This is a genomic window from Bradyrhizobium frederickii (genome assembly GCF_004570865.1).
GTDB classification, from domain to species: Bacteria; Pseudomonadota; Alphaproteobacteria; order Rhizobiales; family Xanthobacteraceae; genus Bradyrhizobium; species Bradyrhizobium frederickii.
In genome coordinates this window covers 111,752-125,578 of sequence record NZ_SPQS01000005.1, presented here as the reverse complement: position 1 = coordinate 125,578, position 13,827 = coordinate 111,752, and the positions used below count along the sequence as shown (strand labels likewise).

At 65.9% G+C, this 13,827-nt stretch carries 10 protein-coding genes; 3 read left to right on the top strand and 7 right to left on the bottom strand.

The genetic code is table 11. The annotated features are described in order from the left end of the window. Positions 1-62: 62 nt before the first annotated feature. The 3 genes from E4K64_RS10405 (at position 63) to E4K64_RS10395 (ending at position 4,668) form a co-directional block, all read left to right on the top strand. Positions 63-1,679 (top strand): acyl-CoA carboxylase subunit beta, encoded by a 1,617-nt coding sequence (locus E4K64_RS10405; RefSeq protein WP_135163429.1) that lies wholly within the window; start codon positions 63-65, stop codon positions 1,677-1,679. Further along, positions 1,676-3,649 (top strand): acetyl/propionyl/methylcrotonyl-CoA carboxylase subunit alpha, encoded by a 1,974-nt coding sequence (locus E4K64_RS10400; protein WP_135163428.1) that lies wholly within the window; start codon positions 1,676-1,678, stop codon positions 3,647-3,649. Before E4K64_RS10405 ends, E4K64_RS10400 begins: the two co-directional genes overlap by 4 nt. A 221-nt stretch (positions 3,650-3,870) precedes the next feature. Continuing rightward, positions 3,871-4,668: a hypothetical protein gene (locus E4K64_RS10395; protein ID WP_135163427.1), complete on the top strand. Its 798-nt coding sequence runs from the start codon at positions 3,871-3,873 to the stop codon at positions 4,666-4,668. 115 nt (positions 4,669-4,783) lie between these two features. Here E4K64_RS10395 and E4K64_RS10390 read toward each other — a convergent pair whose 3' ends face one another. The 7 genes from E4K64_RS10390 to E4K64_RS10360 form a co-directional block, all read right to left on the bottom strand. Further along, positions 4,784-5,779 (bottom strand): ABC transporter ATP-binding protein, encoded by a 996-nt coding sequence (locus E4K64_RS10390; protein WP_135163426.1) that lies wholly within the window; start codon positions 5,777-5,779, stop codon positions 4,784-4,786. Beyond that, positions 5,776-6,783 (bottom strand): ABC transporter ATP-binding protein, encoded by a 1,008-nt coding sequence (locus E4K64_RS10385; protein WP_135163425.1) that lies wholly within the window; start codon positions 6,781-6,783, stop codon positions 5,776-5,778. The genes E4K64_RS10390 and E4K64_RS10385 overlap by 4 nt, the downstream gene beginning before the upstream one ends. Continuing rightward, positions 6,783-7,676 carry an ABC transporter permease gene (locus E4K64_RS10380; protein WP_167771929.1) on the bottom strand — a complete coding sequence of 298 codons (894 nt, stop codon included), beginning with the start codon at positions 7,674-7,676 and terminating at the stop codon, positions 6,783-6,785. Before E4K64_RS10380 ends, E4K64_RS10385 begins: the two co-directional genes overlap by 1 nt. A 191-nt stretch (positions 7,677-7,867) precedes the next feature. Continuing rightward, positions 7,868-8,815, bottom strand: a complete 948-nt coding sequence (locus tag E4K64_RS10375; protein WP_126257166.1) for an ABC transporter permease — start codon at positions 8,813-8,815, stop codon at positions 7,868-7,870. 40 nt (positions 8,816-8,855) lie between these two features. Then, a complete protein-coding gene (locus tag E4K64_RS10370) occupies positions 8,856-10,454 on the bottom strand; it encodes an ABC transporter substrate-binding protein (protein WP_135163423.1) in 1,599 nt (532 codons plus the stop codon). Positions 10,455-10,854: 400 nt separating this feature from the next. After that, positions 10,855-12,405 (bottom strand): AMP-binding protein, encoded by a 1,551-nt coding sequence (locus E4K64_RS10365; RefSeq protein WP_135163422.1) that lies wholly within the window; start codon positions 12,403-12,405, stop codon positions 10,855-10,857. Between the two features lie 17 nt (positions 12,406-12,422). Further along, positions 12,423-13,577, bottom strand: coding sequence for an iron-containing alcohol dehydrogenase (locus tag E4K64_RS10360; RefSeq protein WP_167771928.1), 1,155 nt, complete (start codon positions 13,575-13,577; stop codon positions 12,423-12,425). Positions 13,578-13,827: the final 250 nt, after the last annotated feature.

Here is a 13,827-nt window from a genome sequence, read left to right as displayed (position 1 = left end):
ATCGGGAGTATGGATTCCGGGCTCGCGCTCCGCGCGCCCCGGAATGACGGGCAGGAGCACTAATGTCTACTCTCGAAAACACCATATCCCCCGGCAGCGCCGCCTACCACGCCAACCGTGACGGCATGCTCGCCTTGATCGACCGCATGCGCGCGCTGGAAGAGCGCACGCGTGCCGCATCTGCCGCGGCAAAGGATCGTTTCCACAAGCGCGGCCAATTGCTGCCGCGCGAGCGTGTCGCGCTGGTGCTCGATCCCGGCGCGCCCTTCATCGAGCTGTCCACGCTGGCCGGCTACATGTTCGACGTGCCGGACGCGAACAAGAGCGTGCCCGGTGGCGGCGTCATCGCCGGCATCGGCTTCGTCTCGGGCGTCCGCTGCATGGTCAGCGCCAGCGATTCCGGCATCGATGCCGGCGCGCTGCAGCCTTTCGGCCTCGACAAGACGCTGCGCGTGCAGGAGCTCGCGCTGGAGAACAAGCTGCCTTATGTGCAGCTCGTCGAAAGCGCCGGCGCCAATCTCTTGCGCTACCGCGTCGAGGACTTCGTCCGCGGCGGCAACATCTTTCGCAATCTGGCGCGGCTGTCGGCGGCCGGCCTGCCCGTCGTCACCGTCACGCACGGCTCGTCCACGGCGGGCGGCGCTTATCAGACTGGCTTGTCCGACTACATCGTGATGGTCCGCGGCCGCACCCGCGCCTTTCTCGCGGGGCCGCCGCTGTTGAAGGCCGCGACCGGCGAGATTGCGACCGAGGAGGAGCTCGGCGGCGCCGAGATGCACACGCAGGTGTCCGGCCTCGGCGACTACCTCGCCGAAGACGACCGCGACGCGCTGCGCATCGCGCGCGAAATCATGGCCGCGCTGGAGTGGGAGCGGCCGGGGCGGGCGGCTCCGGAGTTCAAGCCGCCGCGCTACAATCAGGACGAGCTGCTTGGCATCATGCCGATGGATCACAAGCGCCCGGTCGACATGAAGCAGGTGATCGCGCGCATCATCGACGATTCCGATTTCACCGAGATGGCGCCCAACTACGGCCCGGCCACCGTCTGCGGTCATGCCCGCATCGAGGGACAGGCGATCGGCATCATCACCAACAACGGGCCGCTCGATCCCGCCGGCGCCAACAAGGCGACGCATTTCATCCAGGCCTGCTGCCAGACCCGCACGCCGCTGCTCTATCTCAACAACACCACCGGCTACATGGTCGGCAAGGCCTATGAAGAAGCGGGCATGATCAAGCACGGCTCGAAGATGATCCAGGCCGTGACCTCGGCGACGGTGCCGCAGATCACGATCTATTGCGGCGCCTCGTTCGGCGCCGGCAATTACGGCATGTGCGGCCGCGGCTTCCATCCGCGCTTCTGCTTCTCCTGGCCGAACGCCAAGACCGCCGTGATGGGCGGCGAGCAGGCCGCCGAGACTATGGCGATCGTGACCGAGGCCGCCGCCGCCCGCCGCGGCAAGCCGATCGAGAAGGACAAGCTGGATGCCATGAAGGCGCAGATCGTCGGCGTGTTCGACGGCCAGATGGACGTTTTCTCGACCAGCGCGCGCGTGCTCGACGACGGCGTGATCGATCCGCGCGATACCCGTGCGGTGCTGTCGGAGGTGCTCGCGATCTGCCGCGAGGGCGACGCGCGCGCACCCCAGCGCATGCAATTCTCGGTGGCCCGCCCATGAGGAACGGATCAGTGCAGCACCGACCGTTCTTCAAGGTCCTTGTGGCCAATCGCGGCGAGATCGCACTACGCGTGATGCGCAGCGCGCGGCGGCTCGGCCTTGGCGTGGTTGCGGTCTATTCGGATGCCGACCGCGATGCGCTCCATGTTCGGCAGGCGGACCAAGCCGTGCGCATCGGCGAAGCCTTGCCGGCGCAGTCCTATCTCAACATCCCCGCGATCATTGCAGCGGCCAAGGCGAGCGGTGCCGATGCCGTCCACCCCGGCTACGGTTTCCTCGCCGAAAACGAGGCGTTTGCGCAAGCCTGCAAGGATGCCGGCCTGGTCTTCATCGGGCCGTCGCCGCAGGCGATCGAGGCGATGGGCAACAAGGCCGGCGCCAAGGAAATCATGACGAAGGCCGGCGTTCCCGTCGTGCCCGGCTATCAGGGCACTGAGCAGGGCGACGAAGTCATGCTGGCGGAGGCCAGGAGGATCGGCTTCCCAGTCATGATCAAGGCCGTCGCCGGCGGCGGCGGCCGCGGTATGCGGCTCGTCACTGAAGCGGCCTCGTTCCCGGATGCGCTGCGCAGCGCGCGGTCGGAAGCCAAGGCCGCTTTCGGCGATCCCACAGTCATCCTCGAGCGAGCGATCCAAAATCCCCGGCACATCGAGATCCAGGTGTTCGGTGACAGCCACGGCAACGCCATTCATCTCGGCGAGCGCGACTGCTCGGTGCAGCGTCGTCACCAGAAGCTGATCGAGGAGGCGCCGTCGCCCGCGGTCACGCCGGAGCTGCGCGCCAGAATGGGCGAGGTCGCCGTCGCGGCCGTGAAGGCGCTGCGTTATGAAGGCGCGGGCACGCTGGAATTCCTGCTCGATGCGAGCGGCGAATTCTACTTCATGGAGATGAACACCCGTCTTCAGGTCGAGCATCCCGCCACCGAGGCGATCACCGGGCTCGATCTCGTCGAGTTGCAGCTGCGCGTCGCGCGCGGCGAGCCGTTGCCGGTGAAGCAGCAGGACATCACGTTCTCCGGCCATGCCATCGAGGTGCGGCTGTGCTCGGAAGATGCCGCGCACGACTTCATGCCGCAATCGGGCCGCATGGCACGCTGGCAGGTGCCTGACGGCATCCGTGTCGAGCACGCGCTGCAATCGGGCTCGGAGATCCCGCCGTTCTACGATTCCATGATCGCCAAGGTGATCAGCCATGGCACCACGCGCGAGGAGGCGAGGGGGCGGCTGATCGTCGGCCTGGAGCAGCTCACCGCGTTCGGCGTGACGACCAATCAGGCGTTCCTGATGTCGTGTCTGCGGCATCCCGGCTTTGCCAGGGGCGAGGCGACGACGGCTTTCATCGATGCGCACCGCGACGAATTGCTGGCGCCGCGGCGAGAGGCGGCATTCGATACGGCGCTGGCAGGCCTGCTGCTCTACGTCACCAATCCGCGCGCGCCGTCCTGGCAAAGTGGCCGGAGCCTGTCGGCAACGTTCCCGCTTCCCGCGAAGACCGAGATCGCCGGCCAAACGCTGGAGCTCGAAATCACGCGCGAACGCGACGGCGGCTATATCGTGGCGACCTATGGCCGCCAGGACAAATTCGAGATCGAGCAGCTCGACGCTGACGCCATCCGCTTTCGCCACGACGGCGTGATGGACAGCGCCAAATTCCTGCGCGACGGCGATCGGCTCTATCTCCAGCATCGCGGTATCCCGCTTGCGGTGATTGATCTCACCCTGGCTGCGCCGAAGGCCGCCGCGAGCAATGGCGGAGACGGCAAGGTCCGCGCGGCCCTGAATGGCCGCGTCGTCGCCGTTCTGGTCAAGCCGGGCGACCGGGTTGCCGCCGGCCAGCCGGTGATGACGCTGGAAGCGATGAAGATGGAGCACGTCCACAAGGCCGGCATCGACGGCGTTGTCGCCGCGATCGACGTCGCCGAGGGCGATCAGGTGACCACGGGCAGGATCGTGGCGGAGATCGCCGCGTAGCCTCGTGTCCCGGACGCGCGGCGCGCGAGCCGGGACCCATGTCGCCCAGGACGCGAGCGCTGCACGCTCGCGCGAGGCGCTGCGGTCGGCCCCGTCGTTCTAAAATATCCCATGGTTTCCAATAGGATGGATACCAGCTGGCGTCACGGGTAATTTTTATTGAACATTGTTCATCTTTCGGCTACTAATACTGAACATTGTTCAATGCTGGAGAGCCCCGCATGTCGCGCGCAAATGATCCCATCCAGGCGGCTGCCCTACTCCCCTTGGGGGCCCGCCGCCCTTCGTTCGGCGCCTCGCAAGCCCGCGAAAAATATCTGACCGCGGCGCTCCTCGTCTTGGCGGTCGCGGCCCTCTTTGCGCCGGCGCTGCCTGCCGCCGCCTGGCACATCCCGCATTTCGTCGACAGCCGCGCCTGGCTCGGCGTGCCCAACGCCGCCGACGTGCTGAGCAATCTCGCCTTCCTCGCGATGGGTGTCTGGGGCTCGGAGCGGCTGCGCGGCCGTCTCGAGGTGCCCGTCGGTGCAAGCTGGTTCTTCGTGGGACTGATCCTCACTTGCCTGGGCTCAGGCTTCTATCATCTCGACCCCGACGTGCCGCAACGGCTGATCGCCGACCGCCTCGGCATGGCCGTGGCGTTCGCGGGATTTCTGGGCATCGCGGCCAGCGAGCGCATCAGCGTGCGCGCGGGCGAGGCGGTGCTGGTGCTGATGATGATCACGGGCCTGCTGGCTGCCTGGGTGGCGCGCGAGAATCTCACGCCGTGGGTGGTCGTGCAGTACGGCGGCATCGCGCTGGCCGTGGGACTGGCGTTGACGCGGCCCCGGCCCGGCGCGCTTGGCGTGCCGCTCGGCGGCGTGATCTTGTTCTATGCGCTGGCCAAGCTTTTCGAGCTTGGCGATGCGATCGTGTTCGACGCGACGGGCCACATCGTCTCGGGCCACACGCTCAAGCATCTGGCTGCCGCGCTGGCGGCCTGGCCGGTGATCAGCTCGTTGCGGCACGATCCGCAATCGTAGGGCGGGCAAAGGCGCATAGCGCCGTGCCTACCATTCGTTTCGATTGGCAGAGAGGTGGTGGGCACGCTTCCGCCTTCGCTCTTCGAGCTACGGCGGACAAGTCGCTTGGCCCGCCCTACGCAGTCGCGTTGCTCCGCCCCGTTCCCTCATTGAGCAGACACGCCACCTGATGCCCATCACCGGCATCCAGCAGCGCCGGCCGCTCGATCTTGCAACGCTCCATCGCAAACCGGCAGCGGGTGTGAAACGCACAGCCCGGCGGCGGATTGACCGGGCTCGGCACGTCGCCGTCGACCAGCGGTGCGAGCTTCTTCGCCAGCGGATTGGCGATCGGCACGGAGGCGAGCAGCGCCTGCGTATAGGGATGCCTCGGATTGCGGAACAGCTCGTCCTTGCCGGCGATCTCGACGATGCGGCCGAGATACATCACGGCGACGCGGTGGCTGATATGCGCGACCACGGCGAGGTCGTGGGCGATGAAGAGATAGGAGAAGCCGTGCTGCCGCTGCAGGTCGATCAGAAGGTTGATCACCTGAGCCTGGATCGAGACGTCGAGCGCGGACACCGGCTCGTCGCAGACGATCAGGCGCGGCCCCAGCGCCAGCGCCCGCGCGATGCAGATGCGCTGGCGCTGTCCGCCGGAGAATTGATGCGGGAAGTTGTGCATCTGGTCGGGGCGCAATCCGACCTGTTCGAACAGCTTTGCAACCCTCGCCTCCAGCGCCTTGCCGGTCGCCAGACCATGCACGATGAGCGGCTCGCCGACGATGTCGCCGGCGGTCATGCGCGGATTGAGCGAGGCGAACGGATCCTGGAACACGATCTGCATCGAGCGGCGGTGCGGGCGTAGCGCCGACTTGGAGAGGTGCGTGATGTCCTCTCCGTCGAGGCGGATCTTGCCGGAGGTCGGCTCGACCAGCCGCAGCACGCTGCGCGCCACCGTCGACTTGCCGCAGCCGGACTCGCCGACGAGCCCGAGCGTCTCGCCGGCCTGAAGGGAGAACGAGACGCCGTCGACCGAGTGCACGGTGCCGACCTGCCGCCGCAGCACGCCGGCACGCACCGGATAATATTTCTTGAGGTCGGTGACCTCGAGCAGGGCCTCGGTCATGCCACCTCCGCGACTTCTTCCGCGCGCCAGCAGGCGGCGAGATGGCCGCCGCCCCAATCCGCCAGCGGCGGATATTCGGCCTCGCAACGCTTGATGGCGAGCTTGCAGCGCGGCGCGAAGGCGCAACCCTTCGGCAAGCGCACCAGCGAGGGCACCGTGCCGGGGATCTCGTTCAGTCGCTCCGGGGCGACGATTCCGGCTGCGGGGACCGCCGGGATCGACGCCATCAGCCCGCGCGTATAGGGATGCATCGGTGAGGCGAACAGCGCCTCGACGCTGGCTTCCTCGACCTTCCGCCCCGCATACATCACGATCACGCGCTGCGCGGTCTGCGCGACCACGCCGAGATCATGCGTGATCAGCACGAGCCCGGTGCCGAGCTCCTTCTGAAGGTCGAGGATCAGCGCCAGGATCTGCGCCTGGATGGTGACGTCGAGCGCCGTGGTCGGCTCGTCCGCGAGCAGCAGCGCCGGCCGGCAGGCCAGCGCCATCGCGATCATCGCGCGCTGGCGCATGCCGCCGGACAGCTGATGCGGATATTCCCTCGCGCGTCGCGCCGGTTCGGGAATGCGCACCAGGCGGAGCATCTCGACGGCGATGGTCTGGGCCTCCCTGGCCGGGATGCTTCGGTGCAGCCGCACGGCTTCGACGATCTGGTCGCCGATCCGCATCACCGGATTGAGCGATGTCATCGGCTCCTGGAAGATCATGGAGATGCGGTTGCCTCTGACGGCGCGCATCTCGGCTTCGTCCAGCGCCAGCAGATCGGTGCCTTCGAGCGAGACGGAGCCGCCGATGATGCGGCCGGGCGGATCGGGCACGAGGCGCATCAGCGACAGCGCGGTGACGCTCTTGCCGCAGCCGGATTCGCCGACGATCGCCAGGGTCTCCCCGCGCCTCACGCTGAAGGAGAGATCGTCCACGGCCTTGAACAGGCCGGAATTGGTGAAGAACACCGTCTTCAGGTTCTTCACCTCGAGCACGAGATCGGATTGTTTCGTCATCAGCCGCGCTGCCGGGGATCGAGGATGTCGCGCAGGGCGTCGCCGAACAGGTTGGCGCCGAACACGGCGAGGCTGATGGCGATGCCCGGGAAGATCACCAGCCAGGGCGCGGTGCGGACATATTCTGCGGCGGATTCCGACAGCATGCGGCCCCACGACGGATAAGGCTCGGGAATGCCGAGGCCAAGGAAGGAGAGGGAAGCCTCGGTCAGGATGGTCGAGCCGAGCTGGGCGGTCGCGAGCACGATCAGCGGCGCCAGCGTGTTCGGCAGCACGTGGCGCAGCGCGATCCGCACCTCGCTCATGCCGATCGACTTGGCGGCTTCGACGAAGGGCTGCTCGCGCAGCGCCAGCGTATTGGCGCGGGTGACGCGCGACACGGTCGGGATCAGCGGGATGGCGATCGCGATGATGACGTTCGGCAAGGACGGGCCGAGCGCCGCCGTCATGATCAGGGCTAGGACCAGCAGCGGCAGCGCTTGAAGAACGTCGGAAACGCGCTGGAAGACGAGATCGACCCAGCCGGACAGATAGCCCGATGTGAGCCCGACGATGACGCCGATCGTGCCGCCGAGCGCGGTCGAGCCGATGCCGACGGCGAGCGAGATGCGCGCGCCGTGGATGATGCGGCTGAACACGTCGCGGCCGAAGGAATCGGTCCCCATCCAGTGCGCCCAGCTCGGGCGAGCCAGCGCGCGCGCGGAATCGACCGTCAGCGGGTCATAGCGCGCGATGAAATCGGCGAAGATCGCGGTGAACACGAACACCGTCATGATGATGAGCCCGGCCGCGCCGAGCACGTGCCGCTGCGCCAAGAACAGCACGCGCCGCCAGCCCCCGGTGGCATGCGCGCCGGCGCGCCGTAGTTCGAGATCATAGTCGATTGCGGCCATGTCAGCTCTATCTTCTCCCTCTCCCCGCTTGCGGGGAGAGGGTTGGGGTGAGGGGGACTCTCCGCAGGGGAGGTGAGAGCTGGGCTCGCGGAGAGTCCCCCTCACCCGGATTGCTGCGCAATCCGACCTCTCCCCGCAGGCGGGGAGAGGTGAAGGAGAGCGCACACGCTGTGTGAGAGTAAATCATGCCGTCAATCCGTGTACCTGATCCGCGGGTCGAACACCGCGTAGAGCATGTCGACGGTGAAATTCGCGACCACCACGACCACGGCGATGAACATCACGAGGTTCTGCACGATCGGATAGTCGCGCCAGCGGATCGCCTCGACCAGGAAGCGGGCGACACCGGGGATGTTGAACACCGTCTCGGTGACGATCAGGCCGCCGATCAGGAAGGCCGCCTCGATGCCGATCACGGTGATCACGGGCAGAATCGCGTTCTTCAGCGCGTGGCGATAGTTCACGGCGGCCTCGGAGGCGCCCTTGGCGCGCGCAGTACGGATGTAGTCCTGCCGCAGCACTTCCAGCATCGAGGATCGCGTGATGCGCATGGTCAGCGCCGCGCTGCGGAAGCCGACGGCGGCGGCCGGAACCGCGTAGGTTGCGAACGCCTCGAGCCAGGTCTGCGGATTCGGGTTGAAGATCGGCATCTGGCCGAACATCGCCACCGACGCGGTGAGGATCAAAAGTCCGAGCCAGAACGAGGGCAGCGACAGGCCGCTGAGGCTGACCACGCGCAAGGCGTAATCCAGTCGCGTGCCCTGCTTCACGGCGCTGATGACGCCCAGGGGAATTCCGATCGAGGCCGAGAACAGCAGCGCGAGGCCAGCCAGCTTTGCCGTGATCGGAATTCGCGGCAATATCTCCTGCAGTGCCGGCTTCTCGGAAACATAGGAATAACCGAGGTCGCCGCGCAGAAAACCGCTGATCCAGTGCCAGTATTGCACGATCAGCGGCTGGTCGATGCCGAGCTCCTTCTCCAGATTGGCCTTGTCGGCGGGATCGACATAGCCGGCAGCGGCGAACAGGATGTCGACGATATTGCCGGGCACGACGCGCAGCAGGACGAAGATGACGACCGAGATCCCGAACAGGGTCACGAGCATCAGCAACAGGCGTCGCACCAGATAGGCAAACATCCTTCGCCCTCCGCGAGCCGCTAGTCTTCAGCCTGCCGTTCTACTTGTCGAGCCACACATCCTCGTAGCGAAAGCCGTTATAGGAGCTGTTCGACATGATCGTGATGCCCTTGACGTAAGGCTGCCAGCACGTGCCGGCCCTTGCATGGAAGATGATCGGGCGGGCGACGTCCTCCTGCAGCTTCTTGTCGATGTCCCACACCAGCGGCTTGCGCTTGTTGGTGTCGGTCTCCTGCGATTGCACGTCGAACAGCTTCTCGATCTCCTTGTTGCAGTAATTGGTGTAGTTTCGCTCCGAGCCGCAGGAATAGTTCTCGTAGAAGGATTGGTCGGGGTCGTCGACCGAGCTGCCGGTCAGATTGAGGCCGAGCATGTAGTCCTTGCGCGCGACCTTCGGGAACCAGTTGGCGGTCTCCACGACGTCGAGCTCGCCGTCGATATAGATGCTCTTGAGCTGGTCGATCAGGATCACGGCGGGATCGCGATACTCCGCGAGATTGCGCGTCGAGACCTTCACCGCCAGATGCTTGTCGGGACCGTATCCGGCCTTCTGCATCAGCTTCTTCGCCTCCTCGCGGTTCGCGTTCACGTTCGGGCCGTAGCCCGGAATGGTCTCGAGCCTGTCCTTCGGCATGCCCCAGATGCCCTGAGGCGGCGGCAGCATGGTGCCGCCGATATCGGCCTGGCCCTCGAACAGGATGTCGATGAAAGCCTTGCGGTCGAGCGCAAGGGCCACCGCCCGGCGAACATCGATGTTGTCGAACGGCGGGGAGCTCGAATTGACAATGATATTGGTCGAAACGTTGGTCGGCTCGACGACGCAGGTCGCGTTCGGCGCCTGCGACTTGATGTCCTTCAGCAGCGGGATCGTGATGTGCGTCGGGAAGGTCATGTCGAACTTGCCGGCGACGAAAGCGAGGATCGCGGTCGAGCGGTTCGTGATGATCGTGTATTCGATGCCGTCAAGATAGGGCAGGCCCTTCTTCCAGTAGTCCGGATTTCGCGTCAGCTTGATCGATTCATTGGCCTTGAACTCGACGAACTTGAACGGTCCGGTCCCGATCGGATGGGTGCGCATGTCCGCCGGAGAGACATGGCAGGGATAGACCGGCGTATAGCCGGACGCGAGCATCGCCAGCAGCGAGGGTTGCGGCCGCTTCAGCTCGAACGAGACCTCGAAATCGCCGCTCGTCGTGATCTCGTTGACTTCGTTGTACCAGGCCTTGCGTGGATTCTGCCGAAGCTTCTGCTGCGATTTACCCATCAGCAGATCGAAGCTGCATTTGACGTCGGCCGACGTGAACGGCTTGCCGTCGTGCCATTTGACGCCTTGGCGCAGCTTGAACGTCAGCTTCTTGTTGTCGCTGCTCCAGGACCAGCTTTCGGCGAGTTCGGGCCTCAGGGTGTCGGGACTGTTCTGCGCGATGTGCTGATCATAAATGACGAGATTGTTGAAGACCCCCATGAAGGGCACGTTGACCGAATAGGTCGCGCCTTCGAGAATCGAGGCGTTGGCCGGACTGTCGCGGTGATACATCCGCAAGGTTCCGCCCTGCTTCGGCTCGCCGGCGAGCGTGGTGGTTGAGGCCATCAGCACAGATAGCGCCGCCGTTACGGCAAGCGCCCACACGCTCCGCATGCTCATCCTCCCTGGACATCGGCCTTTTGCGGCCTGTTTGTCGCGACGATAGCACGCAAGCCGGGGGAGGCAACCCCGATAGCGCCGCATGCCGCCTCGACAATTCGGATGACGGAAGGCCGCAGGGTCTTCATCGTCTCACTATGTGAGAGTGCAGGTGCGAAGAGATGGTCCTGGTGCAGCTGTTGCGCGCAGCTGCCTCGACAAACACCGCCGTCGTCCCGGACGAGCGCAGCGAAGATCCGGGACCACAGGAGGCAGTTTGGCCAAGACTCGGAGTTGCCGCCGCGCAACGACTCCTCCCTTGGGGTTATGGGTCCCGGGCTCGCGACTTCGTCGCGCCCCGGGACGACAGTTGCGCGTGTGGCGCTTGCTTGCGCACCTTACGTAGCGGAAACCCTCACACGATCCTTGACGCCTTGTTTCCCCAATACCGGTCCCGCAGCAGGCGCTTGTACAGCTTCCCGGTCGGCAGCCGCGGCAATTCCTTCTCGAAATCGACCGAGCGCGGCACCTTCTGCCGCGACAGCGATTTCGCGCAGAACGCGATCAGCTCTTCGGCCAGCGCCGCGTTCGGCACCACGCCCGGCATCGGCTGCACCACCGCCTTCACCTCCTCGCCGAGATCGGCATTGGGCACGCCGAACACGGCGGCATCGGCGACCTTCGGATGGGTGATCAGGAGGTTTTCGCATTCCTGCGGATAGATGTTCACTCCCCCGGAGATGATCATGAAGGTGGCGCGGTCGGTCAGGTAGAGGAAGCGATCGGCATCGACATAGCCGACGTCGCCGACCGTGCTCATGCTGCCGTCCGGCGAGCGCGCCTCCTTGGTCTTCTCCGGATCGTTGAAATATTCGAACGGCGTCGCCGTCTTGAACCAGACCTGGCCGGGCGTGCCGGTCGGGCATTCCCGCATGTTCTCGTCGAGGATGTGGAGATCGCCGAGCAGCACCTTGCCGACGGTGCCGCGGTGGGCCAGCCATTCCTCGCTATTGCAGGCGGTAAAGCCGAGGCCCTCGGTGGCGCCGTAATATTCGTGAATGATGGGTCCCCACCATTTGATCATGTCGTCCTTGACCAGAGCCGGGCAGGGCGCGGTGGCATGGATCGCGATCTCGAGCGACGACAGGTCGTAGCGCTTGCGGACCTCCTCCGGCAGCTTCAGCATGCGCGAGAACATCGTCGGCACCAGCTGGGTGTGGGTGATGCCCCAGCGCTGCACCAGCTCGAGGTAACGCTCGGGATCGAAGCTCTCCATGATGATCACGGTGCCGCCCATGCGGATCGTGAGGTTCACGGCGGCTTGCGGTGCGGAATGGTAGAGCGGGGCCGGCGACAGGTAGACCATGCCCTCACGGTAGTGCCAGAGCTTGGTCAGGAAATCGAACAGCGGCAGATTGTGTTTCGGCGGCTCCTCCGGCAGCGGCCGCAGGATGCCTTTTGGTCGCCCCGTCGTGCCGGACGAATACAGCATGGCCGTGCCGAGCCATTCGTCCGCGATCGGTGTCGTCGGCATGTCCGCGGTCACGTCCGCCAGCCCGACGATGCGCTCGCTCTCGCCCGGGCCATCGGCGACGATGCAGAGCTTGATATCGGGGCAGGACTTGATCGCCTCGCGCGCGATGTCGAGCTTCGCCACCGAGGTGATCAGAATCCGGGACTGGCTGTTGACGAGCAGATAGGCGAGCTCGCCCGGCGTCAGGAAGGAGTTGATGCAGGTGTAGTACAGCCCGGAGCGTTCGCCCGCGCCGCAGGCCTCCAGGTAGCGCGAATTGTTCTCCATGAAGATCGAGTAATGGTCGAGCCGTTTCAGGCCGTGCTTGCGGAACAGATGCGCCAGCCGGTTGCTGCGCGCCTCCAGCTCGCGGTAGGTGACGGCCTCGCCTGTGGCCGCCATGATGAAGGCGGGCTGCAGCGGGCGCAGGCGGGCGTGGTGACCAGTGTACATCTATCCTCCGGCTTGAATCATGCGGCGAGAAGCAGGATTTCGCGCACCTGCGCCGGGCCTTCGATCTTGCGCGGATTGCGCGGCACCCAGGGCGTGCGCATCGCTTGCTCGGCGATTGACTCGAAATGCTCGGGCGACACACGCACGTCGGCGAGGCTGCGCGGCATGCCAAGCGAGCGGATGAAGGCATCGAGCACGTCGGCGGCGTTGCGGCCGGGATAGCCCATGGCGGCGGCGACGATCATCTGCCGCTCGGCATTGTCGCGCGCATTCCAGCGCATTACCGCCGGCAGCATGATGCAGGAGGTGTAGCCGTGCGGCACGTCGAAGGCCGCGCCCAGCACGTAGCCGATGCCGTGGCTTGCGCCCATCGGCACGCCGGCGGCGAGCGCACCCATCGACAGCCAGGTGCCGATCTGCGCGTCCATTCGGGCGTCGAGATCGGCGGAGTTGGCCTTCACCCGCGGCAGCGCGTCGGCGAGCATGGCGAGGCCCTTCACCGATTGCGCGTCGGCATAAGGATGCGTCTCACGCGAGCAGATCGCTTCGACGCAATGGTCGATGGCACGGATGCCGGTCGACAGGAACAGCCATTCCGGCGTGTGCACGGTGATGGCCGGATCGAGGATGGTCGCGCGCGGCACCGTCAGCGGATGCCTCAGCATCTGCTTCACATTGGTGCTGCGGTCGGTGACGCCGGCGATTGCGCTGAACTCGCCCCCGGCGATCGTGGTCGGCACGCTGATCTGCCGCACCGTCGGCGCATTCATCTCGGGCGCGATGCCCTTGCGGACGCGGATGCGCTCGATGCCGTCGATATCGGTGATGCCATTGGCGAGGCAAAGCTGCACCGCCTTGGCGCCGTCGGTGATCGAGCCGCCGCCGACGGTGACGATCAGGTCAGCCTCCGCCTCGCGCGCCGCAAGGGTGGCGGCGATCACCGCGTCGCGCGGCGTATGCGCCGGCATGGCGTCGAACAGGCCGGCGCAGCGCGGGCCCAGCGCCTGCTTGATCGTCGCGATTTCGTCGGTGTGCCGGTTGAGCGTGCCGGAGACCATCAGGAAGGCGCGGCGCGCTCCCAGCCGGTCCATCTGCGCGACGATGGCGCCGGCCGCAGGATGGCCGAACACGACCTCCTCGATCGCGCCGAAAACGACACGTCCCTGGTGCACGCCTGTCCTCCCGGACAATTCGCCTTGTTTTTGTAGGGGGTAGCCTAGCCGAGCGACCCGCCTTCGTCATGTGTGAAGACGCTGGGGCTCTTCTCCCTCTCCCCGCGTGCGGGGAGAGGGTCGGGGTGAGGGGGCTGTCCGCGAGGGAGCTGACAGTTGGACTCGCGGAGGCTCCCCCCTCACCCGGATCGCATCTTGCGATGCGCTCCGGCCTCTCCCCGCACGCGGGGAGAGGCGAAGGTGGCACCCT

Excerpts from the sequence above, each read along its gene's own strand:
- E4K64_RS10405 (WP_135163429.1), top strand. The coding sequence starts at position 63 with ATGTCTACTCTCGAAAACACCATATCCCCCGGCAGCGCCGCCTACCAC.
- E4K64_RS10400 (WP_135163428.1), top strand. The coding sequence starts at position 1,676 with ATGAGGAACGGATCAGTGCAGCACCGACCGTTCTTCAAGGTCCTTGTG.
- E4K64_RS10395 (WP_135163427.1), top strand. The coding sequence starts at position 3,871 with ATGTCGCGCGCAAATGATCCCATCCAGGCGGCTGCCCTACTCCCCTTG.
- E4K64_RS10390 (WP_135163426.1), bottom strand. The coding sequence starts at position 5,779 with ATGACCGAGGCCCTGCTCGAGGTCACCGACCTCAAGAAATATTATCCG.
- E4K64_RS10385 (WP_135163425.1), bottom strand. The coding sequence starts at position 6,783 with ATGACGAAACAATCCGATCTCGTGCTCGAGGTGAAGAACCTGAAGACG.
- E4K64_RS10380 (WP_167771929.1), bottom strand. The coding sequence starts at position 7,676 with ATGGCCGCAATCGACTATGATCTCGAACTACGGCGCGCCGGCGCGCAT.
- E4K64_RS10375 (WP_126257166.1), bottom strand. The coding sequence starts at position 8,815 with ATGTTTGCCTATCTGGTGCGACGCCTGTTGCTGATGCTCGTGACCCTG.
- E4K64_RS10370 (WP_135163423.1), bottom strand. The coding sequence starts at position 10,454 with ATGCGGAGCGTGTGGGCGCTTGCCGTAACGGCGGCGCTATCTGTGCTG.
- E4K64_RS10365 (WP_135163422.1), bottom strand. The coding sequence starts at position 12,405 with ATGTACACTGGTCACCACGCCCGCCTGCGCCCGCTGCAGCCCGCCTTC.